At 73.7% G+C, this 25,176-nt stretch carries 23 protein-coding genes; 9 read left to right on the forward strand and 14 right to left on the reverse strand.

Annotated elements, in window-relative coordinates; all coding sequences use genetic code 11:
- Positions 1–79 precede the first annotated feature (79 nt).
- Positions 80–718, reverse strand: coding sequence for an NAD(P)-dependent oxidoreductase (locus ACFHW0_RS06345; RefSeq protein ID WP_416606054.1), 639 nt, complete (start codon positions 716–718; stop codon positions 80–82).
- A gap of 103 nt (positions 719–821) precedes the next feature.
- On the opposite strand from ACFHW0_RS06345, the gene ACFHW0_RS06350 reads away from it, so the two are divergent.
- Positions 822–1,199 carry a winged helix-turn-helix transcriptional regulator gene (locus ACFHW0_RS06350; RefSeq protein ID WP_416606055.1) on the forward strand — a complete coding sequence of 126 codons (378 nt, stop codon included), beginning with the start codon at positions 822–824 and terminating at the stop codon, positions 1,197–1,199.
- A 249-nt stretch (positions 1,200–1,448) separates the two neighbouring features.
- On the opposite strand, the gene ACFHW0_RS06355 is transcribed toward ACFHW0_RS06350, so the two are convergent.
- The 3 genes from ACFHW0_RS06355 to ACFHW0_RS06365 form a co-directional block, all read right to left on the reverse strand.
- Positions 1,449–2,330 carry a thrombospondin gene (locus ACFHW0_RS06355; RefSeq protein WP_416606056.1) on the reverse strand — a complete coding sequence of 294 codons (882 nt, stop codon included), beginning with the start codon at positions 2,328–2,330 and terminating at the stop codon, positions 1,449–1,451.
- 190 nt (positions 2,331–2,520) lie between these two features.
- Positions 2,521–3,084 carry a hypothetical protein gene (locus ACFHW0_RS06360; RefSeq protein ID WP_416606058.1) on the reverse strand — a complete coding sequence of 188 codons (564 nt, stop codon included), beginning with the start codon at positions 3,082–3,084 and terminating at the stop codon, positions 2,521–2,523.
- Positions 3,085–3,407: 323 nt separating this feature from the next.
- Entirely contained in the window at positions 3,408–5,327 is a 1,920-nt protein-coding gene (locus tag ACFHW0_RS06365) for a ricin-type beta-trefoil lectin domain protein (protein ID WP_416606059.1), read from the reverse strand.
- 113 nt (positions 5,328–5,440) lie between these two features.
- Between ACFHW0_RS06365 and ACFHW0_RS06370 the strand changes: the two genes are divergently transcribed.
- Positions 5,441–6,250, forward strand: a complete 810-nt coding sequence (locus tag ACFHW0_RS06370) for an Fpg/Nei family DNA glycosylase (protein WP_416606060.1) — start codon at positions 5,441–5,443, stop codon at positions 6,248–6,250.
- Between the two features lie 130 nt (positions 6,251–6,380).
- On the opposite strand, the gene ACFHW0_RS06375 is transcribed toward ACFHW0_RS06370, so the two are convergent.
- From ACFHW0_RS06375 to ACFHW0_RS06385, 3 genes are all read right to left on the reverse strand, one after another.
- Positions 6,381–7,259: an aminoglycoside phosphotransferase family protein gene (locus tag ACFHW0_RS06375; protein WP_416606061.1), complete on the reverse strand. Its 879-nt coding sequence runs from the start codon at positions 7,257–7,259 to the stop codon at positions 6,381–6,383.
- A 173-nt stretch (positions 7,260–7,432) separates the two neighbouring features.
- Positions 7,433–8,851: a WGR domain-containing protein gene (locus tag ACFHW0_RS06380; RefSeq protein ID WP_416606063.1), complete on the reverse strand. Its 1,419-nt coding sequence runs from the start codon at positions 8,849–8,851 to the stop codon at positions 7,433–7,435.
- 106 nt (positions 8,852–8,957) lie between these two features.
- Positions 8,958–9,911 carry a helix-turn-helix transcriptional regulator gene (locus ACFHW0_RS06385; protein ID WP_416606065.1) on the reverse strand — a complete coding sequence of 318 codons (954 nt, stop codon included), beginning with the start codon at positions 9,909–9,911 and terminating at the stop codon, positions 8,958–8,960.
- 64 nt (positions 9,912–9,975) lie between these two features.
- Between ACFHW0_RS06385 and ACFHW0_RS06390 the strand changes: the two genes are divergently transcribed.
- Positions 9,976–11,130: an epoxide hydrolase family protein gene (locus ACFHW0_RS06390; RefSeq protein WP_416606066.1), complete on the forward strand. Its 1,155-nt coding sequence runs from the start codon at positions 9,976–9,978 to the stop codon at positions 11,128–11,130.
- 48 nt (positions 11,131–11,178) lie between these two features.
- Here ACFHW0_RS06390 and ACFHW0_RS06395 read toward each other — a convergent pair whose 3' ends face one another.
- From ACFHW0_RS06395 to ACFHW0_RS06410, 4 genes are all read right to left on the reverse strand, one after another.
- The gene (locus tag ACFHW0_RS06395; RefSeq protein ID WP_416606067.1) at positions 11,179–12,558 is read right to left on the reverse strand and encodes an FAD-dependent oxidoreductase; all 1,380 of its coding nucleotides are present in this window, start codon (positions 12,556–12,558) and stop codon (positions 11,179–11,181) included.
- A 13-nt stretch (positions 12,559–12,571) separates the two neighbouring features.
- Positions 12,572–13,720, reverse strand: a complete 1,149-nt coding sequence (locus ACFHW0_RS06400) for a carboxylate-amine ligase (RefSeq protein WP_416606068.1) — start codon at positions 13,718–13,720, stop codon at positions 12,572–12,574.
- Between the two features lie 148 nt (positions 13,721–13,868).
- On the reverse strand, positions 13,869–14,216 hold the full coding sequence (locus ACFHW0_RS06405; RefSeq protein ID WP_416606167.1) for a hypothetical protein: 348 nt from the start codon (positions 14,214–14,216) through the stop codon (positions 13,869–13,871).
- A 38-nt stretch (positions 14,217–14,254) separates the two neighbouring features.
- Complete coding sequence (locus ACFHW0_RS06410) at positions 14,255–14,725, reverse strand: hypothetical protein (RefSeq protein WP_416606069.1); 471 nt, start codon at positions 14,723–14,725, stop codon at positions 14,255–14,257.
- A 313-nt stretch (positions 14,726–15,038) separates the two neighbouring features.
- Between ACFHW0_RS06410 and ACFHW0_RS06415 the strand changes: the two genes are divergently transcribed.
- The 4 genes from ACFHW0_RS06415 (at position 15,039) to ACFHW0_RS06430 (ending at position 19,225) form a co-directional block, all read left to right on the forward strand.
- Positions 15,039–15,332: a DUF6412 domain-containing protein gene (locus ACFHW0_RS06415; RefSeq protein ID WP_416606070.1), complete on the forward strand. Its 294-nt coding sequence runs from the start codon at positions 15,039–15,041 to the stop codon at positions 15,330–15,332.
- A gap of 92 nt (positions 15,333–15,424) precedes the next feature.
- Complete coding sequence (locus ACFHW0_RS06420) at positions 15,425–16,174, forward strand: YidC/Oxa1 family membrane protein insertase (RefSeq protein ID WP_416606072.1); 750 nt, start codon at positions 15,425–15,427, stop codon at positions 16,172–16,174.
- A 72-nt stretch (positions 16,175–16,246) separates the two neighbouring features.
- Positions 16,247–17,671 carry a carbohydrate-binding protein gene (locus ACFHW0_RS06425; protein ID WP_416606074.1) on the forward strand — a complete coding sequence of 475 codons (1,425 nt, stop codon included), beginning with the start codon at positions 16,247–16,249 and terminating at the stop codon, positions 17,669–17,671.
- A gap of 150 nt (positions 17,672–17,821) precedes the next feature.
- A complete protein-coding gene (locus tag ACFHW0_RS06430) occupies positions 17,822–19,225 on the forward strand; it encodes a chitinase (RefSeq protein WP_416606075.1) in 1,404 nt (467 codons plus the stop codon).
- Between the two features lie 153 nt (positions 19,226–19,378).
- Here ACFHW0_RS06430 and ACFHW0_RS06435 read toward each other — a convergent pair whose 3' ends face one another.
- Both ACFHW0_RS06435 and ACFHW0_RS06440 read right to left on the reverse strand, forming a co-directional pair.
- On the reverse strand, positions 19,379–20,035 hold the full coding sequence (locus ACFHW0_RS06435; protein ID WP_121399637.1) for a DedA family protein: 657 nt from the start codon (positions 20,033–20,035) through the stop codon (positions 19,379–19,381).
- Positions 20,036–20,120: 85 nt separating this feature from the next.
- Complete coding sequence (locus ACFHW0_RS06440; RefSeq protein ID WP_416606076.1) at positions 20,121–20,723, reverse strand: DUF1349 domain-containing protein; 603 nt, start codon at positions 20,721–20,723, stop codon at positions 20,121–20,123.
- Between the two features lie 286 nt (positions 20,724–21,009).
- Between ACFHW0_RS06440 and ACFHW0_RS06445 the strand changes: the two genes are divergently transcribed.
- Positions 21,010–22,662, forward strand: a complete 1,653-nt coding sequence (locus ACFHW0_RS06445) for an alpha-amylase family protein (protein ID WP_416606078.1) — start codon at positions 21,010–21,012, stop codon at positions 22,660–22,662.
- A 4-nt stretch (positions 22,663–22,666) separates the two neighbouring features.
- Here the strand turns inward: ACFHW0_RS06445 and ACFHW0_RS06450 are convergent, their stop codons facing one another.
- Positions 22,667–24,253: a DUF4139 domain-containing protein gene (locus ACFHW0_RS06450; protein WP_416606079.1), complete on the reverse strand. Its 1,587-nt coding sequence runs from the start codon at positions 24,251–24,253 to the stop codon at positions 22,667–22,669.
- 112 nt (positions 24,254–24,365) lie between these two features.
- On the opposite strand from ACFHW0_RS06450, the gene fabG reads away from it, so the two are divergent.
- The gene (gene fabG / locus ACFHW0_RS06455) at positions 24,366–25,124 is read left to right on the forward strand and encodes a 3-oxoacyl-ACP reductase FabG (RefSeq protein ID WP_416606080.1); all 759 of its coding nucleotides are present in this window, start codon (positions 24,366–24,368) and stop codon (positions 25,122–25,124) included.
- Positions 25,125–25,176: the final 52 nt, after the last annotated feature.

The following is a 25,176-nucleotide window of genomic DNA, read 5'->3' on the forward strand; positions in this document are numbered from 1 at the left end:
ACGGCTGATCGTTGCGTATCCGAACCTGGGGAAGGCGATCTGTTGCGGCGTGGCACCCGGACGGCGGCGATGCGCTGCATCAGCCCTGCTCCACCCCGAGGTGAACCTGCCGGTGCCGGGGCGACTCGATCTCGTCCAGCAGCGCGACGGCGAAGTCGGCGTACGGGATCCGGCTCGCCGCGTCGGCCGTCGCCCACCGGTAGCGGCCGACGCCGGTGCCGGCGTGGTCGAAGTCGCCGGCCGGGCTGAGCACCAGCCAGTCGAGTTCCGGCCCGGCGTGGCGCAGCGTCTCCATCCCGGCCGCGTGTCCCAGGTAGAAGGAGCGGTACTCCTGCGGATAGCCCGTCGTGTCCATGAGCAGGTCACCGCCCTCCGTCGGCAGCACCGAGGCCAGCCCGACGACCACCAGTCGGCGGGTCCCGGCCGACGCCAGCCCGGCGGTCAGCGCCCGGGCGGCGGCGGGGAAGAAGACGTCCGGCGGTGCGGCCAGGTCGGCGGCGGCGTGGATGGCGGCGTCGTGCCCGACGGCCAGTGCGCCGACGCGGTCGGCGTCGGTGACGTCGCCGCCCGCCACCCGCACGGCGTCGGTCGAGGCCAGATCGGGATGCCGGCCCGGGTCCCGGACGACCGCGGTGACCTGGTGGCCCCGGGCCCGCGCCTCCCGCACCGCCGCCCGGCCGGCCCGCCCACCGGCTCCGAAGACAATGATCCTGCCCATCGTCGTACCCCCTCACGCCCGTCGTCCCGGCCGGTCGCCGGAACCGCGACGGACGCTAGTCGGCACGGTGGTTACCAATGGGATACCAACTACTGTGGCGGGCATGGCCACGTCGCTCGACCCGGAGATGTTCGACCCGGTCTGCCCGTCGGACCTGTCCCCGATCCGGTTCCGCGACAAGTGGGCGGGCATGATCATTCGTTGCCTGGAGGCCGGTCCCCGGCGCTTCTCGGAGCTGCGCGTCCCGCTACGCGGCATCACCGCGAAGGTGCTCACCCGGTCGCTGCGGACCCTGGAGGAGGACGGTCTGGTCGGCCGGACCGTCCACACCGGGTCGGTCCGGCGGGTCGAGTACGCGCTGACCCCGCTCGGACGCAGTCTGCTCGGGCCGATGGACGTGGCGTGCAAGTGGACCCGCCGGCACTGGGACGAGTTGCTCGACGCGCGGGAGGGCGTGACCCCCGGCGCCCCGGAACTCTGATCCGGCCCCGGCCGCCGGATCGCGCCCGGTGGCCGGGCGACCGTCGGTTGGGGGCGGCCGTCGTCGCCGTCGTGCCGCCCCGCAGCAGCGCCACCGTGAACAGGCCGGCGACCTGGGGAAACACTTCGGGGGCGGCGAACCGCCGCCCCCGAAAAGGGTTGCCCGGCTGGTGAACCACCAGGCTGGTCGGGCGTCGCCGGTGAACCACCGGCGCTGCCGGCGCACCGCCGGCGAGCCGAACAGTGCCCGCTAGAAGCGGTCCACAAACTGTGAGTCAAGCCACTCGCGGAACCGCTGCACCCAGTCCCCGTCGGTGGTCGGCCAGTCGAACTGGCCGGTCATCGCCAGCACGCCGAGCACCACCGCGCCGAGGCCCAGGGCGACCCCGAGCAGCGCGTCGGTCTTGCCGGCGATGTGCCGGCGGCGGGTGGCCATCAGGCCCAGCACCGCGAGGACCGCGCCGAGGGCGCCGAGCCCGATGCCGTACCCGGCGAGGGTGCCGGTGAGCACGAAGAGCGCCCCGGCGACGCCGACGATCAGACCCAGCGTGGCGAGGATGCTGGCCCGGGGCTTCGGGCCGGCGACCACCGGGCGCTCCGGCTCGCGGTCGGGGACGCCGTCGCCGTCGCGGTCGACGGGCCGCTCCACGGTGCGGTCCCGGTCGACGGGCCGCTCCACGGTGTCCCCGTCGAGCGGGCGCTCCCCGGCGCGGTCCCGGTCCGTCCGGGCGCCCAGCGCCGCGTTCCGGTCCAGATCGGTCGTCCGACCGTCGAGGGTCCGTTCGAGCGCCGGGTCGGGCTCGGTGGTCCGGGGGGCGCGCCGGTGGTCGTCGTCGATGGGCCTGGCCGTGGCCGCCCGGGCCACGGCCGCCCGCTCGGCCGCCCGCCGCTCGGCGGCGGCGTCCCGCCCGGCGCCGTCGGGCGCGGCGCTGCTGCGGTAGGTCGTCTGCTCGCCGTCCCGGTCGGTGACCACCGGACGGCTGGGCCCGTTGCCGCCGTCCGCGTCGGCCCGCGTCGCGTCGTCCCGGCCGGTGCCGGCGGCAGCGTCGCGGCCGTCGACGCGGCCGTCGAGGTTCTCGTCCCGTGTCGGTGCCTCTTCCGACCGGCGGGACAGCGAGGGAATCTTCACCACCACACACCTCCTCATAAATGCGTGGTGGCCGATGCAACGACGCCGCCCACGCGGTACGTCTCTGCAATACCCAGGCGGTCGCTCGGCGACACCGGGTGCGCGTGGCGGTGGGCCGGATCGGTGCGGAGGACGTTCCGGGCTACGCGTGCAGCCGGCGTCGCGGTCTACGTGTGCCGCCGGGCGCGGCGTCCTACCGCTGCCACGTGTCGAGGGCGCGGACGGCGGCGCGGGTGAAGTCGTCCATGAGGTCCGGGCTGCTGCTGGTGCCCTCCCAGCCCTGGTCGTGGAGGACCGTCGTGACGTCGTCGACGCGGATCACGGCGATCTGGCTGACCGCGTCGCCGCCGGTGCGGTTGCCCTGCAGGTCCGTCTGCGGCCAGGTCTGGGTCACGAGCAGGGCCTCGTCGCCGACGCCGGGCAGCGGGCGGGTCCGGACCTCGACGGTGGCCCCCGACCGGCGGAAGGACGGGCACGAGTCGAGCGAGCCGCGCAGCCGCCCCAGGTAGTCCGAGGCGCCCTCGCCCTCGAAGGTGAAGATGGTCTGCGTGATCATGCCGTACGGGACGTTCTCGGGCGGGTCCTCGATCTGCTTGTAGGTGCTCATCATCGCGGCGCTCGCGGTCACCGCCCGACCCCCGGTGCCGAACTCCTCGCCGCACAGCTTGGGCAGGGCGTTCGCGGCGGGCGTCGTCGTCCGGGGCGACTTCCGATGCTCCGGGGGCAGTTCGAGGAAGGCTGAGGTGGGAATGGTCACCGGCGTCCTCCCGGTGGGCGAGGGAGGCGGAGCCGTCGCGGTGGGCGTCGACACGGTCGCCGAGGGGGTGGGTGCCGGGCTCCGACCCTGATCGTCGGCCGGGGCGGTGCAGCCACCGCCGAGGCCGATGGCACCGAGCAACGACACACCGAGGGCGGTGGATCGCCGCAGTCTGGTGTCGGGGCGCCGGGGGGTGCGGTGATCCATCGTGGTGCCTCCCTGTGTCGGCCTGTCCCGACCTCTTCCCGGCAGCGGGTCGACCGAAACGAGGGGTGCTGCCCGGCCGTCAGCCGGGCAGCACCCCCACGCCGGGTCGAGGCGCGTCAGGCGGGAACCGTCCACTTCTGGTTCGCGCCGCCGGTGCACGTCCAGATCTGGGTCGGTGTCGCGTTGGCCGAGCTGTTGTCGAGCACGTCCAGGCACTTGTTCGCACTGGCGCTGACCAGGTCGCGGGCCGCGGTCGCGGTCCACCGCTGGTTCGCCGCGCCGGTGCAGGTCCACAGCTGGGTCCGGGTGCCGTCGGCGGTGGCGTTGGCCCGTACGTCCAGGCACTTGCCCAGGGCCCGTACGGTGCCGTCGCCGCCGAGCGTCCACTGCTGCGCGGCGCTGCCGTTGCAGTCGTACAACTGGACGGCGGTGCCGTCGGCGCTGTTGGCCCCGGCGACGTCGAGGCACCTGCCGGCCAGGCCGACGATCGGGCCGGTCCGCCCGCCGCCGCCGGACTGGCTGCCCGACCAGGTGAACGTGGCGGTGGTCCGGGCCGGCAGCGAGTACGTGAAGGACTGCCCGCCCCACACCACCTTGACCGACTGGCTGCCGGTGCCGCCGTTGTGCGCGATGAGCGCCTTGGACCCGTCCGGGTTCACGTACGCCACGTTCTGCACCGTGCCGTTGGCGGTCGAGTCGATCCGGTACGCGCCGGGCCGGACGAACTTCGTCAGGTGCCCGGTGGTGTAGTACTCGACGGTGTAGTCGACCTGGCCGGCCCGGGGGCCGCCCTCCTGGACGGTGACCAGGCCGGTGCAGACGTCGCAGCCGCCCTTGTGCGGGCCCATGTTCTGGTTGAGGGCCAGGCTCCACTTGACCAGGCTGCTGCTGTGGTTGCGGGCGTAGTTGACGATGTCGGCCAGGTCCTCGTTGTGCTGGTTGCCGATCCAGGTGCCGCCCGAGTGCTCGGTGCTGAACTGGCGCACCGACGGGTACTGGTTGCGCACCTGGGTGCCCACCGACGGCTCACCGAAGTAGCCGTGCCAGGCGATGCCGCCGAAGAGCGGGTCGTTGCGGATGCCCGGGTCGGCCAGCAGCACCGCCCCGAAGCCGGAGTAGTCGCCGTAGTTCCAGTCGTGCACGAGGACCTTGGTGCTGAGGCCGGCGGCGCGCAGGGCGGGGTAGAGGTGATTCTTGGTGAACTCGACAAGCCCCGCCCCGTTCCAGCTCATGCCCGGGTAGTTCATCTCGGTCGGCGCGGCAGGCTTGCAGCAGTTCGGCTCGTTCTGCACCGACAGGTAGTTCACCGGGATGCCGGCGGCCTGGTAGGTCTGCACGTACCTGACCAGGTACTGGGCGTACATCGGGTAGTACTCCCACTTGAGCCAGCCCATCTGGTCCATCCGGCCGTTGTCCTTCATCCAGCCGGGGGCGCTCCACGGCACCCCCTTCACCCGCAGCTCCGGGTTGAGCGACCGGGCCTGGGCGGTGAGCAGCCGCACGTTGGTGTCGTAGCCGTTGTTGTAGAAGTCGTTGAGGTCGCAGCAGGTGTCGTCGAGGGAGACGTTGCCCGGGCGGGAGAGGTCCGAGGCGCCGATGGGGTTGCGGACGAAGGAGAGCCCGATGCCGTCGGTGGGGGAGAAGAGCTTGCGCATCACGGCGTCGCGGGTGGCCGCGCTGATCGGCCCGCCCCGGAACAGGTACGCGGTGGTGTCCGTGATCGACGCGCCGCCGCCCTCGAACTGCTGGTAGCGGGTGTTCTCGTTGACGGTGATGGTGTGCGTCGCGCCGCCGCTGGAGGGGGCGAAGGCGAGCGGTGCCTGCTGCTGGAGACCCCGGCTCACCTGGCGGCCACCGTTGTCCGTGGTGGTGGTCAGCCAGACGTTCACGGGCTCGTTGGCGGCGGACGCCGGCGCCGGGAGCGTGACCGTGGCGGCGGCCACGGCGGTGCAGAGCGCGAGCAGGCCTGCGGACGCGACTCGGCGCCGGGCTCGTCGGCGCTGACCCGCCGAGGCGGGTACGAGGGTGGTGGACATCGGGTGTCTTCCTCTCGCGCGGCGGTGGGGGCGATGTGCGAACGTGCACGAACCGGCCGGTAACAGTCCCGCGCGACGTCCGCCCCCGGGCGCGCTGGCTATCCTTGGCACCCGTGCCAGAGGGACACACCATCCACCGCCTGGCGGCGCGGCACGCCGAGCTGTTCGGCGGGGACAAGCTGCACGCCGCCAGCCCGCAGGGCCGCTTCGCCGAGGGCGCGGCCCGCCTCTCCGGCACCTTCCTGGAGGCCACCGAGGCGTACGGCAAGCACCTGCTGCACCACCACGCCGACGAGCTGACCGTGCACGTGCACCTCGGGCTCTACGGCAAATTCGCCGACGGCGCCGGGGAGCCCCCGGAGCCGGTCGGCCAGGTGCGGCTGCGGCTGACCAGCGACCGGCACTGGCTCGACCTGCGCGGCCCCACCGCCTGCGAGCTGCTCACCCCGCCCGAGGTGGCGGCGCTGCGCGCCCGGCTCGGCCCCGATCCGCTGCGCGCCGACGCCGACCCCGACCGGGCGTACGCCCGGATCTCCCGCAGCCCGACGCCGCTGGCCGCGCTGCTGCTGGACCAGTCGGTGGTGGCCGGCACCGGGCTGATCTTCGTCACCGAGGCGCTGTTCCGGGCCGGGCTGCCGCCGACGCTCCCCGGCCGGCGGCTGGCCCGCGCCGGCTGGGACGCGCTCTGGGTGGACCTGGTGGCGCTGATGCGGCTCGCCGTCGTACGCGGCCGCATCGACACCGTCCGCGACGCGCACCTGCCCGAGGCGATGGGTCGCCCCGCCCGCGTCGACCGGCACGGCGGCGAGGTGTACGTCTACCGCCGCCCCGGCGAGCCCTGCCACGTCTGCGCCACGCCGGTCAGCCGGGGCGGGCTGGCCGGCCGCAACCTCTACTGGTGCCCCACCTGCCAGCGGAGCTGACCCCCCTCGGCCGCGCCGCGCCGAATCCGCGCCGGGCCTGCGCCCGCCGCGCTGACCGCGTCTCCGCCGCCGCGCGGATCCCGCGCCGTTCTCAGCCCGCCGGGCGGAGCAGGCTCCGCCGCCGCAGGGCTCACCCGGCCGCGAGCAGCCAGCGGACCACCTCCACCTGGTGGGGGAAGACCTTCCCCTCGCCGATGCTCCAGGCCAGCGTCTGCCCGATCGTCCAGCCGCGTACCCGCTCCCGGTCGAGCCCCAGCTCCGCGGTGAGCCGGTCCAGCCGGTGCCGGACAGCCTCCGGCGAGTGCCCCAGCTCCGGGCCGCGCACCAGCGGTACCACGCCGAACTCGCGCTCGCCGGTCAGCGGCTTCGGGTCGATGAGCAGCCACGGCTCCCGGGTCGCCCGCAGCACGTTGCCGGCGTGCAGGTCCTGGTTGACCAGCACCTGCTCGCCCTGGCTGCCGGCCAGGTCCGTCAGCAGCCCCAGCGCCGCGTCGAGCAGCCGCCGCTCGTACGGCCGGCCGGCCCGCTCCCACTTCGCCGGCAGCCGCTCCAGCCAGCCGGCGGCCTCGTCGGCGAGCGGGGTGAACGGCGGGCCGGCCGGCCGCCACAGCCGGGGCAGCAGTCCGACCGCCACGTCCAGCGCCGCGTCGGCGGGCAGCGCGTGCAGCGGCGTGCCGGGCACGCACCGCTCGACCAGCAGCGCCCGCCGCTGCGGGTCGTGCCCGAGCAACCGGGCCGCCCCCGCCCCGGCCCAGTGCTCCAGTGCCGTCGCCTCGTGCGCGCTGTCGGGGTCCGGGTACTGGAGCTTGAGCACCGCCGGGGTGCCGTCGGGCAGCTCCGCCGGCAGGGCCAGCGACGCGAACGCGTACGGGAAGGGCGGCCCGAGCCGCAGCGACCAGCGCGCGGTGCAGGCGGCCAGGCGCTCCGGCAGGGCGGCCAGCCACTCCCGCCCGGCCGGCACGTCCCGCACCCAGCCCAGCCCCTCAGGGATCAGCAGTTCGGAATCCATCCGGCCATCCTGGACCGGCGCCCGCCCACCCCGCACCACGATTCCCCTGCCCCCGCCCACCCGCCGGTCGCGGTGATCAAGAGGTTCAGGTCCACCACGGAGATCGAACCGGACGCAAACCTCCTGATCAACCCGCCGGGGGAGGGGCGGGTGAGCGGGGTGGGGGTGGGGCGTCAGCGGAGGCGGCGGATGTCGCCGTGGGCGCGGTAGAAGCCGCCCCGGCCGGACTCGCGGACCTGGGTGACCAGATAGCGCGCGCCCGGCTCGCGGATGCCCTTGGGGAACTGCACGGACCAGTCCCGGTGGTAGCCGGGGGAGACCACGTGCACCCGCAGCCGGCCCCGGTCCTCGACGCACTGCACGACCACGCCGCCGTCGACGTCGCTGGTCACCTCGACCGTCGTCCAGGCCGCCGGCTCCGGCATCCGGGACGGGGCCTTGACGTCGACCACCTCCGGCACGTCGCCGGCCTCCGCCGCCCGGATCGCCGGCTCGCTGGCGTCGATGCAGGCCAGGTGGCCGCCGGTGGTGACGACGTAGAGCCGATCCTCGTGGTACTGCATCGAGTAGGCCGAGCCGCAGCCGGTGCCGAGCTTCCACAGCCGGTTGCCGGCCGCGTCGAAGCAGTAGATCGAGGACTGGCTGTCGCCGGCGAAGACGTACCGGCCGCCCTCGGCCGTGGCGCAGGAGAAGACCGGGGCGTCGCAACGGTAGGTGCGCTCGGCGCGGCCGTCCTTCGCCAGGCGCACCACCTCGCGGGTGGCGGTGCCCGCGAACACCGCGCCGGGCTCCTGCCAGCCGAAGAGCACCGAGCCGGTACGGGTGTGCCACAGCTCCTGGCCGGTCCGCCAGTCGTAGCCGGTCACGCCCTGGGAGTGGCCGTGGTAGAGCGCGTCGGCGTCGCAGCGCACCATCCACGCCGACCGGCCGCGGCCCTGCCGGCGCCAGAGGAACTCGTCCTCGTGGTCGACGGCGACGATGCCGCCCCCCGCGTCGGAGACGCCCAGCACCCCGTCGTGGATGTCCAGCCAGTAGATGTCGATCTCCGGCGCGATCTCGTACGCCACCCGGGGCACCTTGCCGGACAGGTCGTAGACGTTGCCGTCGTCGCAGCCCGCGTAGATCCAGGCGTCGTCGGCGACGATGCACTTCACCCCCTCGGGGAGGCGGACCTGGTTGAGCACCCGGGCGTCGTGGCCGAGCGTGGTGATGACCCCGCGCTCGTTGCCGACCATGCAGCTCTGCCCGTCGACGAAGATGCCGAAGGCCGGGGCGCCCGAGTCGTAGCGCCAGAGCACCGGGGCGGTGCGGGCGGTGGAGCGGGTGCTGACGATCGGCCGCCGGGAGACGGCGCGCTTCTGCCGCACGCCGGGTACGGCCGGGGCGTACCCCTTGCGGACCTTCTCGCCGATCTTCTTCGCCGCCGCCGCGCGGGCCTTGGCGTTGTCGGCGAAGGCCGTGGTCTTGACCTGGCCCTGGTCGCCGATCCGGCCGTAGCGGACAGTCAGCGTGGAGTCGTCGACGACGACCTCGTAGAACTTGTGCGCACCGTCCGCTTCGGACAGTTCGAGGTAGGTCGTCTCCTGCGACATGGGGCCCTCCGAGGGGGTCAGCGACCGGCCTGACGTGGCCGGCGCGGCGACAGCGGGCACACGCTAACCGCCGCCCCCGACAAAGCCCACCGGGGGCGTGCGGCCGTCACCGGGGCGTCGCGGCGGCGAGCCGGGCTGCCAGCGTCCTGACCTGCTCGACGAGCTCCGGGGGTTCGTGCACCTGGAAGTCGAACCCCTTGGTCGCCACGTGGACGGCCAACTCGTCCAGCGAGTCGGACCCGGTTCGCAGGGTGCAGCTGTGCTCGTCGATCGGCTCCAGCACTCCGATGGTGGGGGCGATCCGCTCCGCCGCGGTCTCGGCGCTGACGTGCAGGGTGAACCGGGCCTGGTAGCGGTAGGCCGACGTGGAGATCGCCCGCGAGGTGTAGCCGCTGACGTCGGGGTCCGGCGCAGTGCGCGGGGCGAACCGGGGGCCGGTGGGCGTACGTGGGTCGAGGCGGTCCACCCGGTAGGTGCGCCAGTCCTGGCGGTCGACGTCCCAGCCGACGAGGTACCAGCGCCGGCCCGTGTGCACCAGCCGGTGCGGCTCGGTCGTGCGGACGCTGCTGGTCCCGTCGTGGGTGCGGTAGTCGAAGCGCAGGCGCAGCGAGTCGCGGCAGGCGGCGGCGATGGCGGTGAGGGTGCCCGGGTCCACGGTGGGGCCGGCGTTGGCCATCGGCACCGTCACCGACTGGAGCGCGTTGATCCGGTGGCGCAGCCGGGACGGCAGTACCCGTTCGAGCTTGGCCAGGGCCCGCACGGAGGTCTCCTCGATGCCGGTGATCGAACCGCCGGCGGCCGTGCGCAGGCCCATCGCGACCGCGACGGCCTCGTCGTCGTCGAGCAGCAGCGGCGGCACGTCCGCGCCGGCGCCCAGCCGGTAGCCGGCGGTGCCCGCGGTGGACAGCACGGGGTAGCCGAGGCCGCGCAGCCGGTCGATGTCGCGGCGCACGGTGCGCGGGGTGACCGCCAGCCGCTCGGCCAGCTCGGCGCCGGACCAGTCGCGTCGGGTCTGCAGGAGCGAGAGCAGTCGCAGCAGCCGCGCCGAGGTTTCCCACATGGTCCGGAAGTCTGCCACCCGGTTAGGACCGAAGTTGACCTAACCGGTACCTAGGCTTCCGGACATGGCGAACAACAGCGAGATCCGGCCCTTCACGATCGACATTCCCCAGGCTGACCTGAACGACCTGCGGGACCGGCTCGCCAGGACCCGGTGGGCCGCGGACCTGCCCGGTGTCGGCTGGAGCCGCGGGGTGCCGGTGAGTTACCTCAAGGGGCTGGCCGAATACTGGCGCGACGGCTACGACTGGCGCGTCCACGAGCGGGAGCTGAACAGGTATCCCCAGTTCACCACCGAGATCGACGGGCAGAACATCCACTTCCTGCACGTCCGCTCGCCCGAGCCGGACGCGCTGCCGCTGATCCTGACCCACGGCTGGCCCGGCTCGATCGTGGAGTTCCTGGACGTCATCGGCCCGCTGACCGACCCGGGGGCGCACGGCGGCGACCCGGCGGACGCGTTCCACCTGGTGATCCCGTCGATCCCCGGCAGCGGGTTCTCCGGGCCGACCGGCGAGGCCGGCTGGGACACCAACCGGGTGACCCGGGCGTTCGCCGAGCTGATGGACCGGCTCGGCTACGACCGCTACGGCGCGCAGGGCGGCGACACCGGCGCGATCGTCTCCCCGGGGCTGGGTCGGCTCAACCCCGACCGGGTCGTCGGCGTGCACGCGAACGGGCTGTCCGCGTTCACCGAGGTCGACCCGGACGAGGTGGGGGAGCTGACGGACGCCGAGCGGGCGCGGCTGGAGCACCTGGCGTACCTGAACACCGAGCAGTCCGGCTACGCCATGATCCAGATCAGCCGGCCGCAGACCCTGGCCCACGGGCTGCACGACTCCCCGGTCGGGCAGTTGGCCTGGATCGTGGAGAAGTTCAAGGAGTGGACCGATCCGGCCGCCGAACTGCCCGAGGACGCGGTGGACCGCGATCGCCTGCTGACCAACGTGATGCTCTACTGGCTGACCGGCACCGCCGGGTCCTCCGCCAACAGCTACTACGAGACCGCGCACGCCGGAGCCTGGGGCGCGAGCGAGCGTTCCCCGGTGCCCACCGGGGTCGCGGTGTTCCCCATGGACGTGTCGATCCGGCGCACCGTCGAGCTCGAACACACCGTCGTGCACTGGTCCGAGTACGGGCGCGGCGGCCACTTCGCCGCCATGGAGGCCCCCGACCTGCTCGTCGGCGACGTCCGCGAGTTCTTCCGCAAGCTGCGCTGAGACCACCCGCGGCCCCGGCCCCGACCAGGCCGGCGCCGCGGGTGGGGGCTACCGGCCGACGGCGGCCAGGGCGTCGACGGCCTTGCGGGCGGCGATCAGCACCGGGTCCCAGACCGGGGCGTACGGCGGGGCGTAGCCCAGGTCGAGCGCGGTCATGTCGTCCACCGTCATGCCGTTCCACAGCGCCACCGCGAGGGTGTCGATCCGCTTGGCCGCCTCGGACCAGCCCACGATCTGCGCACCGAGCAGCCGCCCGCTGGGCTTCTCCGCGATCAGCTTCACCGTCATCGGCCGGGCGCCCGGGTAGTAGCCGGCGCGGTTGGTGGACTCGGCGATCACCGAGACGAACTCGAACCCCGCCGCCGCGGCGTCCTTCTCGCGCAGCCCGGTGCGCCCGACCTCCAACTCGCAGACCTTGGTGACGGCCGTGCCGATCACCCCCGCGAAGGTGGCGTACCCGCCGCCGATGTTGATGCCGGCGACCCGGCCCTGCTTGTTGGCGTGGGTGCCCAGCGGCACGTGCACCGGCAGCCCGGTGACCCGGTGCACGGTCTCCACGCAGTCGCCGGCGGCCCAGACGTCGGGCACCCCCTGCACCCGCATGCGGCGGTCCACCCGGATCCCACCGGTGTCGCCCAACGGCAGGCCGGCGGCCTCCGCGAGCGCGGTGTTGGGGCGTACGCCCAGACCCAGGACGACCACGTCGGCGGGGATGGGCCCCTCGGCGGTGACCACCGCGGACACCCGGCCGTCGGTCTCCTCCAGCCCGGTCACCCCGAGGCCGGTGCGGATGGTGACGCCGATGCCCCGCATCGCGTCCGTGACCAGCTCGGCCATGTCCGGGTCCACGGTGGCCATCGGCTGCTCGGCCTGCTCGACCAGGGTGACGGCGAGCCCGCGCTGGATCAGTGCCTCGGCCATCTCCACGCCGATGTAGCCGCCGCCGATCACCACCGCCCGGCGCGGCCGGGGCTCGGCGTCCAGCCAGTCGCGCAGCGCGGCGCCGTCGTCGAGGGTCTGCATGCCGAAGACCCCGCCGGCGTCGGTGTCCGCCCAGCCGGGCTTCTTCGGCAGTGCCCCGGTGGCGTACATCAGGGTGTCGAAGCGCTCCCGGACCTCGCCGCCGCCGTCGAGGTCCCGTGCGGTGACCTCGCGCCGGTCGAGGTCGATGGCGGTCACCTCGTGCCGGAGCCGGACGTCGATGTCGAACTTCTCCCGGAACGTCTCCGGGTCGCGGGCGATCAACTGGTCCCGCTCGGGCACCAGCCCGCTGATCCAGTACGGGATGCCGCACGCCGAGTACGACGTGAAGTGCCCCCGCTCGAAGGCGACGATCTCCAGGTCGCCGCGGTCCCGCCGGCGTCGCGCCTGGGACGCCGCCGCCATCCCCGCGGCGTCCCCACCGATGACGATCAACCGTTGCGCCACGGTCACCATCCTGTCACGACCGGCTCGCGCCACGGGTCTGCCGTGCGACGTCCTCCACCACGTCCACGAGCTTGCCGGTACGCGCGAAGACGGCGCGCTGCCGGGCCGCCCCGCTGCCGTGCCGGCGCAGCCCCGCGACGAGGTCGGTCACCTCGTCGAGGTCGCCGTGCCGTTCCAGCGCCGGGCGCAGCCGCTCGATCAGCTGACCGAACAGCTCCCAGGCCGGCCGCAGCTCGCCGTCGGTCAGGTCGACGCCGTCGCCCTCCAACCCGTCGTGGGCCGCCCGCCAGTGCGCGGCGACCAGCAGGTGGTGATCGGTGCGCAGGGCGGGCCGGCCGGCTGCCATGTCGTCCCTCGCGGTCGCCACCATGGCCCGGACCAGCGCGGCGACGAGCACCGCGTCGTCCACCGACGGGCAGACGTCGCCGATGCGGATCTCCACCGTCGGGTACTTGGCCGACAGGCGGGCGTACCAGTAGAGCATCCCCTCGTCGAGCATGACGCCGCTGGCGATCAGCTGCCGGATCAGCCGTTCGTAGTGCTCGTGGGACTCCAGGTACGGGGTGGGCGCCACCGACGGCCAGCGCTCCCACTCCACCGACCGCCAGCTCGCGTACCCGGTGTCCTCGCCCCTGGCGAAGGGGGAGTTGGTGGTGACGGCGTGCAGCACCGGCAGCCAGGGCCGGACGTGGTTGAGCACCTGCACGCCGGTCTCCGGGTCGGGCACCCCGACGTGCACGTGCATGCCGTTGTTGCCGGGGCCGGGGACCAGCAGGCGGAACCGTTCGATCATCCGGTCGAAGCGGGGCTTGTCGACCACCGGGGGCACCGGACCGTCGACCGGCCCGGTGCCGATGGCGAGCAGCCGTACGCCGGCCCGCTCGGCCGCGTCGGCGAGCGCGGCCCGCAGCACGCCGAGGGAGTGCCGGATCGAGGAGAGTTCCAGGCCGGGCGGGCTGCCGATCTCGATCTGGCTGGTCTGGAACTCCCGCTCCACCTGACCGCGCAGCTCGGGCGGCACCTGCTCCATGACGAGGTCGACAGCGGGCACCGCGGCCCCGGTGTGCGGGTCGACGAGCAGGAACTCCTCCTCGACACCCACCGTGAGCAGGTCGGTCCCCTCGGCCGTCCCGCTCGGAATCTCCGCCACCTGGCCGGTCATCGCCACCACCGTCCGTTCACGCCCGGTAGCGGTCCGTCCGCGCCGGGTCGGTCAGTGGTTACCCACCGTACGCAGGCGGAGAAACGCGGCCCCGGCGTGTCGCCGTCGTGTGCCGGCACGGGAGAGCACACCGCGCGTGACCCGCAGGTCACCGCAGCCCGCGCTCCTCGCCGTCGCGCACCAGGGCGCGGATGCGGCGCAGCGTGGCGTCGGGGGCCAGGATGGCCTCCCGCCACCGCTCCAGGGTCCGGCGCAGGTCCCAGACCGTCGCCCGCAGCTGCCGTTCCTGCTCGCGGGCCGAGTCGAGCTGCGCCCGGGTGAGCAGCGCGGCCTCCTCCAGCTCGGCGACCCGGGTGCGCAGCGGCTGCACCAGCGTGAGGGCGGCGTCGGTGAGGGTGTCGGCGGCGTCCGCCTTGAACTTGCCCCGCTGCACGATGACGGTGGCGATGACGGCGAGACCGCCGGTGCCCCCGAGCACGCCGAGGACGGAGAGCAGGACCTGCACCCAGTGCGGGGCGGACGGTGCCGAAGTGGTCACGTCCCACCCCTGGCGGAGAGGGTGCCACCGACGGCCACCCCGGCGAGTTGGGCGGCCTGGCCCGCCCGGGTGAGCCGGCGCAGGTCGAGCGCGATCTGGACGGCACGCCACCCGGAGCCGCCGGCCACCGCGACGACGAACGACATCGCCGCGACCCCCTGCGGGCCGGTGACCACCGCCAGGGCGACGGCGTACATGCCGGTGATCGTGCCCAGCATGAGCACCGACGCGAGTTCGATCCCGAGGCCGGTGGAGAGCCGGCCCGGCCAGAGCACGCCCAGCAGCCCGGCGACGCCGGCCACGATGAGGCCCGACTCCCACCCCGCCTGGATGGGCCCCGGCATCGCCATCTCCACCGACTGCGGCCGGACGTCGAGGACGATCAGGAGGACCCCGCACACCGGGGCGGTCGCCATGATGGCGATCTCGAAGGGCTGGTGCCTGGAGCGGATTCGGTTGTGGGGCACGGCGGCTCCTTACGGTGGCCCGCCACTCGTCGAGCCGGCCGTCGGCCGGGGCGGGCGCCCGGTGCCGACGGTGTACCGGGAGGGCCCGCTCCCATCGCCCGGGTCGGCGCGGCATCCCCGACGACGCGGAGGCACACCGGCGGCCGAAGAGGACGACATACCGACGTTGGCTGTCGACGCACCAAGTCGTACCACTTCCGCCGCGCCTCCGTCCACCCCGGACCTGTCGTATAAGCGCAGGTCAGCGCGGATGTGGCGGGCTTGTCGCGTGAACGGGCCGGATGGCGTGACAACGGGTCCTAGGCTGGTCGGCGTGCCGGGGCCGGTGGGGATCGTGCTGGGGACGTGGGCGTACGCCCTCGTCCACCTGACCCTGCTCGCCGACCGCCCGGCCGGGCTGCTCGCCGGGGCCGCGCTCGCGGCGGTGGCGCTGCTCGCCGTCGCGCTCGCGGCACACGCGGCCGGCGTCGTCAACGCGCCCCGGGCCGGCCGCGCCGCCGCCCTGCGCGCGCGGGCCCGCCACCGCCGGGTGCCCCGGCAGGTCGACCCGGACGCCGCCGGGCGTCCCCGTCCCCGGGCGCCCGGGCCGCACCCCTCGGCCGCGTAGCACCGCCGCGCGGCCGATTCCGCCGCCATCCGCCCGCCCGGCGACCGCCTTCCCGCCGGACCGGCACCCGGAATCGGACCGAGGGGTCACCCATGCTCGCCTTCGCACCTCTGCACGACGCCGTCGGCGCCGCCGGCCGCGCGCTCGCCTGGTTCACCACCCTGCTCGAACCGCTGGCCGGCGACGCGGCCACGGCCGCCGCCGTCGTCGTCCTCACCGTCGTCGTCCGGTTGGTGATCTCGCCGCTGACCCTCGCGCAGGTCCGCGGGGAGCGGCGCCGCGCGGCGCTCGCCCCCGAGGTCCGCGAGCTTCAGCGGCGGTACGCGGACGACCCCGCCCGGTTGCAGGGCGAACTGTTCGCGCTCTACCGGGCCAACGGCGCCAGCCCGGTGTCCGGCTGCCTGCCGCTGCTGCTCCAGGCCCCGTTCCTGCTGGTGATGTACCGGCTCTTCACCACCGCCGAGGGCGGCACGGGGCTGCTGACCGAGCGCCTGGCCGGTGTGCCGCTGGGGCACCACCTCGGCGACGGGGTGGTCGGCGGCGCGCTGCCGCTGTTCGGCGCCCTGCTGGCGGCCCTGCTCGCGCTCGCCTGGTGGACGTCGCGGCGGATGCGGCGCGCGGCGGCGGCGACCGGAACGGTGGCCGGTACGCCGACCGAGGGGCCCGGCGCGGCGGTGCTCGGCCGGCTGCTGCCGCTGCTGCCGTACACGACGGTGCTGGTGGCGCTGGTGCTGCCGCTCGCCGCGGTGATCTACCTGGTCACCACCACCGCCTGGTCGGCGGGGGAGCAGGCGGTGCTGCGCCGCCCGCGGCCCGAGCCGGCTGGCATCGATGGGCGTTGACATCTGCGGAAGTGGCACGTACAACTCGTGAGAGAGCGCTCTCTCGACCGTCTCCCGCAGAGAGGTACGTCAATGACACCTGCCCCGGCGGCACCTGCCGCCCCGCCCCCGCGACGCCGGCTGACCCTGGCGTTGACCCTCCTCACCGCCGCCGCGACCGCACTGGTCGGCACGACCGTGACCGCGAACGCCGCCGTCCCGGCGCCCGCGCCCGGCTGGAGTCTGGTGTGGAGCGACGACTTCACCGGCGCGGCCGGCACGCTGCCGTCCGCCGGCAACTGGATCATCGACACCGGCACCAGCTATCCCGGCGGCCCGCCGAACTGGGGCACCGGGGAGATCCAGACGTACACCAACAGCACCGCCAACGTCAGTCACGACGGGGGCGGCAACCTGCGGATCACCCCGCTGCGCGACGCCTCGGGCCGCTGGACCTCGGCCCGGATCGAGACCGTACGCAGCAACTTCAAGCCCCCGTCCGGCGGCGTGCTGGCCATCGAGGGCCGCATCCAGATGCCCAACGTCACCGGGGCCCAGGCGTCCGGCTACTGGCCGGCGTTCTGGGCGCTCGGCTCGCCGTACCGGGGCAACTACCAGAACTGGCCGGGCATCGGCGAGTTCGACGTGATGGAGAACGTCAACGGCCTCAACTCGGTCTGGGGCGTGCTGCACTGCGGCGTGGCCCCGGGCGGGCCGTGCGACGAGTTCAACGGCATCGGCGCGTCCCGGGCCTGCCCCGGCAGCACCTGCCAGTCGGCCTTCCACACCTACCGGTTCGAGTGGGACGCCTCGGCCAGCCCGCAGCAGCTGCGCTGGTACGTCGACGGCCAGCTCTACCACTCCGTCAGCCAGTCCCGGGTCGGCGAGCCGTACTGGTCGCAGATGACCAGCCACGCCGGCTACTTCCTGCTGCTGAACGTGGCGATGGGCGGGGCCTTCCCGAACGGGGTGGCCGGTGGCGCCACGCCGACCGCCGCCACCGCCCCCGGTCGGCCCATGCTGGTCGACTACGTGGCGGTGTACAGCCGGGGCGGCGGCAGCACGCCTCCGCCCACGACCCCGCCGCCGACGACGCCGCCGCCCGGCGGGGTGCGGGACGCGTACGCGACGATCCAGGCGGAGTCGTTCAACGCGCAGAACGGCGTGCTCGTCGAGGCGTGCGCCGAGGGCGGGCAGAACATCGGCGCGCTGCGCAACGGCGACTGGGTGCGGTTCGACAACGTCGAGTTCGGCGCCACGCCGCCACGCGACTTCGTCGCCCGCGTCGCCTCCGGCGCGGCGGGTGGGGCCAGTGGGCTGGTGGAGGTGCGGCTGGACAGCCCGACCAGCCCGCCGATCGGCAGCTTCGCGATCGGGAACACCGGCGGCTGGCAGAACTGGCGCTCGGTCCCCGGCAACGTCGCCGGCCCGACCGGCCGCCGGACGGTCTACCTGACCTTCAGCAGCGGGCAGCCCGCCGACTTCGTCAACGTCAACTGGTTCACCTTCCGCCGCTGAGCCCTGAGCCCTTCGGGCCCTGAGTCCCGTGGAGCCCCCGGCCGTCGCCGGGGGCTCCCGCCGCCCTGCTCTGGACAGAAACAGTTAACACTCCTAATAATGGGCGTCAATGTCGATGCCGATGGATGGCGTCCGGGTGTGGAGGGTGTCGTGAAACGATCCAGATCTCTGGTGTTCTCGCTGGTCACAGCCGTGGTAGCGGCGCTCGGCGCGGTGTGGGTGGCGATGCCCGCGTTCGCCGCCGGGGTGACCGCCGGCTTCGTCAAGACGTCCGACTGGGGCTCGGGCTGGGAGGGGAAGTACACGATCACGAACGGCGGCGGGTCCACGGTCGACGGCTGGACCGTCGCCTTCGACCTGCCGGCCGGCACCACCCTCGGCAGCTACTGGGACGCGCTGCTGACCTCGTCGGGCCAGCGGCACACCTTCACCAACCGGTCCTGGAACGGTCGCCTCGCCCCGGGCGCCTCCGTCTCGTTCGGCTTCCTCGGCTCCGGGCCGGGTGCGCCCACCAACTGCCAGCTCAACGGTACGGCGTGCGGCGGCGGCACCAACCCCACCACCGCGCCGCCCACCACCGCACCCCCGACGACCGCACCCCCCACCACGCCGCCCCCGACCACGCCGCCCCCGACGAGCCCGCCGCCGAACACCGGCCTGCCGAAGCACATCCTCACCGGGTACTGGCACAACTTCGACAACCCGGCGGTCGAGCTGCGGCTGCGTGACGTGCCGGCCGAGTACGACGTCGTCGCGGTCGCCTTCGCCGAGGCCACCGCCACTCCCGGCCAGGTCACCTTCGCCATCGACCCCGGCCTGTCGACCGCGCTCGGCGGCTACACCGACGCCGACTTCTCCGCCGACGTGCGCACCCTCCAGTCCCGGGGCAAGAAGGTGATCATCTCGGTGGGCGGCGAGACGGGCCGGGTCGCGGTCAACGACGCCGCCTCCGCCGCGGCGTTCAGCGCCAGCGTCCACGCGTTGATCCAGCGGTACGGCTTCGACGGCGTCGACATCGACCTGGAGAACGGGCTCAACCCGACCTACATGGCCCAGGCGCTGCGCTCGCTGCGGGCCAAGGTGGGCTCCGGGCTGATCATCGCGATGGCCCCGCAGACGATCGACATGCAGTCCCCGGAGACCAGCTACTTCAAGCTGGCGCTCGACATCAAGGACATCCTCACCGTCGTGAACACCCAGTTCTACAACTCGGGGGCGATGCTCGGCTGCGACCGCAACGCCGCGTACGCGCAGGGGACGGTGAACTTCATCGTCGCGCTGGCCTGCATCCAGCTGGAGGCCGGGCTCCGCCCGGACCAGGTCGGCCTCGGCCTGCCGGCCGGTCCCGGCGCGGCCGGCGGCGGCATCGTCGCGCCCAGCGTGGTGAACGCGGCGCTGGACTGCCTGGCCCGCGGCACCAACTGCGGCAGCTTCCGCCCGCCGCGCACCTACCCGGGCATCCGCGGCGCGATGACCTGGTCGGTCAACTGGGACGTGAGCAACGGCAACACCTTCGCCCGCACGGTGGCCCCCCACCTCGACACCCTCCCCTGACCCACGAAACCAGCGTCGATCATGCAGTTGTGGTGGCCCGCAGAAGCCGCATACGCGGCCGAACCCGGCACCACAACTGCATGATCGACGCGGTGGGTGGGGTGGGGTGGGTGGGTGGGTGGGAGGGAGGGGGAAGAGGAGGGGGAGGGGGAGTCAGGGGGTGGCGTCGGCGTGGGCGCGGCGGCGGCGGGTCTTTTTGATCACCCACCAGGCGATCATCACGACGAAGACGGCGATGATGCCGTAGTCGAACCACTTGCTGTACTGCTCGATCTGCTGCCAGCGGGAGCCGAGCGCGTATCCCAGGCCGACGAAGAGCGCGTTCCAGATGCCGCTGCCCAGCGTGGTGAACGCGATGAACTCCGGCAGCGGCATCCGGTTGGCCCCGGCGGGGATGGAGATCAGGCTGCGTACCACCGGCATCATCCGGCCGAAGAGCACCGCCCACCGGCCGTGCCGCTCGAACCAGCGGTCGGCCTTCTCCAGGTCGTCGAGGTCGACCAGGGGCAGCCGGTCGAGCCAGCGCTTGAGCCGGTCCTCGCCGGCAGCCGCGCCCAGCCAGTAGAGGACGAGCGCCCCGCCCAGGGAACCGGCGGTGGCGGCGAGCCCCACCAGGACCACGTTGAACCGTCCCTCGCTGGCCAGGTAGCCGGCCATCGCCAGGACGATCTCGCTCGGGATCGGCGGGATGATGCTCTCCAGGGCGACCAGCAGGGCCACCCCGACGGCACCGGCGGCGTCGATCACCCCCGCCACCCATCCGGTCAGGCCGCCGAGTTCGGTCGGGTCGACGTTCTCGGCGAGTGCCATCGCGATCCTTTCGGCCAGGTCCAGATCACACTTCTCTACCCCGTGCCCCGGCCGCCACACCTGCCCGTGAGTCGGGCCACCCGGTTCAGCCCTCCGGGTGCAGCGCCGCGTCGGCGGGCCCCCGCCGCCAGCCGGTGAACCGGACCCGCAGGCCCGCCCGGGTGGGGGAGCAGCAGTACGGCCCCGCCGCCGCCACCGCCTCCGGGGCCAGCGGGGCGAGCCGGACCAGCCGCCACGGCTCGTCGTCGGACCGGGCCCGTACGGTGAGCGCGTCCCGGTCGCGGCTGACCCGGACGATCACCTCCCGCCCCGCCCACATCGGCACGGGGGCTACCGACCAGTCGGAGACCTCCCGGGTCACCACGGCACCGACCTGCGGCTGGCCGTCGCTGACCTCCACCCCGGCCTTGACCCAGTTCCGCTCGTCCACCCGCACCAGCACGCCGGCCTGGTCGAACTGCTCGCCGTAGTCGAGGACGAAGGCCACCTCCACGGCCTCGCCGACGGGCAGCGGCGCGAGCAGCGCCGGGGCGTCGTCGTGGACGAAGCCGTAGGACGTGTGCCGCCACAGGTCGCTGCCCTCGGCCGGCTGCACCAGCAGCTCGCCCGCCGGCCCGTTCTCGACCCGCACCGGCTCGTTGCACCACTCACCCTCGGCCCAGTCGACCGGCCGCTGCGCGTCACCCATGCCGGCGACGGTACCGCCGGTGGACGCCCGGAGGCGACGGCCGTGGATCGACGGGGAGGCTCGGCTATATCCACGGCGTTGTCCCGATGCCGGGAAGATCGCGAGAAGTCGGCGGCGGGAACTCCTCGCCACGCAGGGCGCCTACGCTTCGTGGCTGACCATGAGCGGTGGCGGGCAGGTGAGCGGCATCGCCGTCACCACCTGACGGGCGGCACCGACACGGGCGGGGAGCGCGTGCGGGCCGTCCGCGTTTGCCGGGCGCCGGGATCGGAGACATTAGCCAGGCATGGCTGACAGGTGGTACTCGGAGGCGGTCGTCTACTGCCTCGACATCGACACGTACGCGGACTCCGACGGCGACGGGGTCGGTGACATCCGGGGGCTCATCGGCCGGCTGGACTACCTCGCCCGGCTGGGCGTGACCTGCCTCTGGCTGCACCCCATCCACCCGTCACCCAACCGGGACGACGGCTACGACGCGACCGACTTCTACAACATCGACCCGCGCTTCGGCACCCTCGGCGACTTCGCGGAGCTGCTGCACCAGGCGCAGAACCGCGGCATCCGGGTGATCATCGACCTGGTCGTGAACCACACCTCGAACGAGCACCCGTGGTTCCAGTCCGCCCGTTCCTCGCCGGACTCGCCGTACCGGGACTGGTACGTCTGGTCCGACCACGAGCCGGTCGACCGGCACCAGGGCATGGTCTTCCCCGGCGAGCAGCACGAGACGTGGAGCTACGACCGCACCGCCAAGGCCTGGTACTACCACCGGTTCTACAAGTTCCAGCCGGACCTGAACTTCACGAACCCGGCGGTCCGCGAGGAGATCAAGAAGATCGTCTCGTTCTGGCTCCAGCTCGGCGTCTCCGGCTTCCGCATGGACGCGGTGCCGTTCATCATCGAGCTGACCGAGCCGGGCAACCCGAACTCGCCGAAGGACTTCGAGTTCCTCACCGAGCTGCGCCAGCACGTGCAGTGGCGCCGGGGCGACGCCGTCCTGCTCGCCGAGGCCAACGTCGAGCCCGACCAGCTGCCGACCTTCTTCGCCGACAGCGGCGGCTCGGGCAACCGCCTGCACATGCTCTTCGACTTCATGCTCAACGGGCGGCTGATGCTGGCCCTGGCGCGGCAGGACCCGGAGCCGATCATCGAGGCGCTGCGGGACACCCCGGCGCTGCCCGAGGGCGGGCAGTGGGCCACCTTCCTGCGCAACCACGACGAGATCGACCTCTCCCGGCTCACCGCCGAGCAGCGCAACCAGGTGTACGCGGAGTTCGGCCCCGACGAGAACATGCGCATCTACGACCGGGGCATCCGCCGCCGGCTCGCCCCGATGCTCGGCAACGACCGCCGCCGCCTCGAGCTGGCGTACGCGTTGCAGTTCTCGCTGCGCGGCACGCCGGTGCTGCGCTACGGCGAGGAGATCGGCATGGGGGAGGACCTGTCGCTGCCCGGCCGGGAGGCGATCCGCACCCCGATGCAGTGGTCGTACCAGCCGAACGCCGGCTTCTCCACCGCCGACCCGGAGAAGCTCGTCCGCCCGGTGATCGACAAGGGCGACTACTCGTACGAGAAGGTCAACGTGACCGCCCAGCGCAGCGACCAGAAGTCGCTGCTCGCCTGGTTCGAGCGGATGATCCGTACGCTGCGCGAGGCCCCCGAGGTGGGCTCGGGCTCGACCACCCACATCGACGTGGCGATGCCGCCGGGAGTGCTGGCGCACCGGGCCGACGGGCGGACCGGCACGATGGTCTTCGTGCACAACCTCGGCACCACCGACGCCGAGGTGGACCTCAGCTCGCTGGAGCCGGAGGCGGACCTGCCCATCGACGTCCTCGCCGACCGCAACTACGGCGAGGTCGGCAAGCTGGACGGCCTGAAGGTCGCCGGCTACGGCTACCGGTGGATCCGCCTCTGCCGTGGTCGTGGCCTCTGACCGGTCACTCCCGCCAGCCGGCCAGTTCGACCCCCTTGGCCAGCTCCACCCGGAAGCCCAGGGTGATCTCGCCGCTCTCCCCCGGCCCGAGCCGCAGCCGCCAGGTCAGCTCGCCCAGCTCGGTGCGCTCGGCCGGGGGCGGGACGAGGGTGGACTCCCGCACGACCACCGCCTCGTCGCGGGAGACCGGCAGCTGGTCGCGCACCTCCACGCTCGCCGGCCGGGGCGTGTGGTTGGCCACGCTGATCCGGTACTCCACGTCCCGCCGCCGGGTCGAGCCGAGCGTGGCCCGGGTGTCGGCGCGCCGGCCCAGCTTCCGTTCCACCCGCACCCGGTCGTCCACGCCGAGCGCCAGCTCGGTCTCCTCACCGGGCGCCCACACCGGCAGCCGGGTGGCAGCGACGAAGTCGGCGCCGTGGAAGACCGCCGCCGGGCCGGGGAGCAGCGTGTGCGACGAGGTGTTGCGGACCGTCGCCCGCAGGTGCGCCTCGGCCGCGCGGACCGGCACGGTCACGTGGTCCAACCGGGCCGGCAGTTCCAGCACGGCGATGGTGGCCCGGTGGGCGCTGCCGTCGGCCGGCACCGCGACCGGGCGCGCCGGCCGGTAGGTGGCCGCGGTGACGCCCTGCTCGACGGTGGCGACGCTCTCCCGCACCTCGGGGCGCGGCGCGGCGGAGCGGGCCACCGCGCCGGCGGGCGCCGCGCCGGGGGCCGCGGGCGCCGGCATCGCGCCGAAGCTCGCCGGCGCCATCGGCATCGGCGGCGGCACCGGCCGGACCCGGTCGAGGTACCAGGGCGACAGTTCGGGTACGCGGGTCGCCGTCGCCGGCCGAGCCGTCGAGAGTTCGAGCACGCACTCCGGCCAGTCCTCGCCGGTGCCCTGGCTGACCAGCCCGAACCAGGTGACGGTCATGGTGTCGTCGACCAGCCGCAGGTCGTAGGAGGGCTGCCAGCGGGCCCCGTCGACCAGGTAGCTCAGCTCCAGGTCCAGCTCGTCGTCGTCGGCGTCCACCGACACGGTCACCTCGGCGACCAGCTGGTCCGGTTCCCGCTTGCCGCGCGTGGCGTCCAGTTGCCGCTCGACGGCCGCCAGCTCCTCGGTGAGGTCGGCACGCCGCCGGTCCAACGCGCGACGGCGGCGCTGCGAGTCGGCGAGCTGACCGGCCACCGAGTCGGCGAAGGCGGCCACGTCGGTCGGGGCGGCGTCACCGGAGGCCAGCGCGCGGGCGTACGTGCCGCCGGCCCGGTCGGCCAGCCGGGTGAGGAACTGCCCCCGCTGCGTCTCGACCTCGCCCGCGTCGTCGACCTCGACCAGTTCGTCGGCCAGCTCCCGGCTCCGCTGCTCCAGCTCGCGAACCTGCCCGTCGGTGCTGCGCGCCTGCCGCCACGTCGTGACGTCCACGCCGAGCACGGTGGCCGCGCCCCGGCCGCCGACCCGCAGCGAGTCCCGCCGCAGGCCCAGCGGCAACGGTGCGACGCGTACGCGGTGCTCACCGGCGGCCAACCGGGTGCTGCCCCGGCGGGTGACCCGGGCGCGGTCCGGGTAGACGGTGACACCGACGACGGGTGCTTCGATCTCCACTGCCTCCACGGCGGCGAGAGTAGCCGGGCGATGCTCGTGAGCGGCGTCCCGCGCGGGGCCGGCGTCGGCGTACGGCTGGGTTAAGCTCCTTCGATCGAGCGTAAGTTACCGGGAGGTAGGCATGTCGGAGGAGCAGCGGGTCGCCATCGTCACGGGCGCGGCGCGGGGGATCGGGGCGGCCACCGCCCGGCGGCTGGCGGCCGACGGCCTCGCGGTCGCCGTGGTCGACATCGAGGAGTCGGCGACGAAGGAGACCGTGGACGCCGTCGCGGCGGCCGGCGGCCGGGCGCTCGGCGTCGGCGCGGACGTGTCCGACCGGGCCCAGGTCGAGGCGGCCGTGGCGCGGGTCGCCGCCGAGCTGGGCGCCCCGACGGTGCTGGTCAACAACGCCGGCGTGCTCCGCGACAACCTGCTGTTCAAGATGACCGACGCCGACTGGGACACGGTCATGGGGGTGCACCTGCGCGGCGCGTTCCTGTTCAGCCAGGCCGCCCAGAAGCACATGGTCGAGGCGAAGTGGGGCCGGATCGTGAACCTGTCCAGCACCTCGGCGCTGGGCAACCGGGGCCAGGCGAACTACGCCGCGGCGAAGGCCGGCCTCCAGGGCCTCACCAAGACCCTCGCCATCGAGCTGGGCCCGTTCGGGGTGACCGTCAACGCGGTCGCGCCCGGCTTCATCGTCACCGACATGACCGCCGCCACGGCCGCCCGGATGAAGGTCGACTTCGAGGCGCTCCAGAAGCACGCCGAGTCGGAGATCGCGGTACGCCGGGTCGGCCGCCCCGAGGACGTCGCGCACACCATCTCGTTCCTGGCCAGCGAGGGCGCCTCGTTCGTCTCCGGCCAGGTCATCTACGTGGCCGGCGGCCCCAAGTCCTGACCCCCTCCCTCCCACCCCCCGCCTCCCCCCGCCCTCCCTCCCCCGCCTCCCT

It is taken from the genome of Micromonospora sp. LOL_025, assembly GCF_048060285.1.
Taxonomy (GTDB): Bacteria; Actinomycetota; Actinomycetes; order Mycobacteriales; family Micromonosporaceae; genus Micromonospora.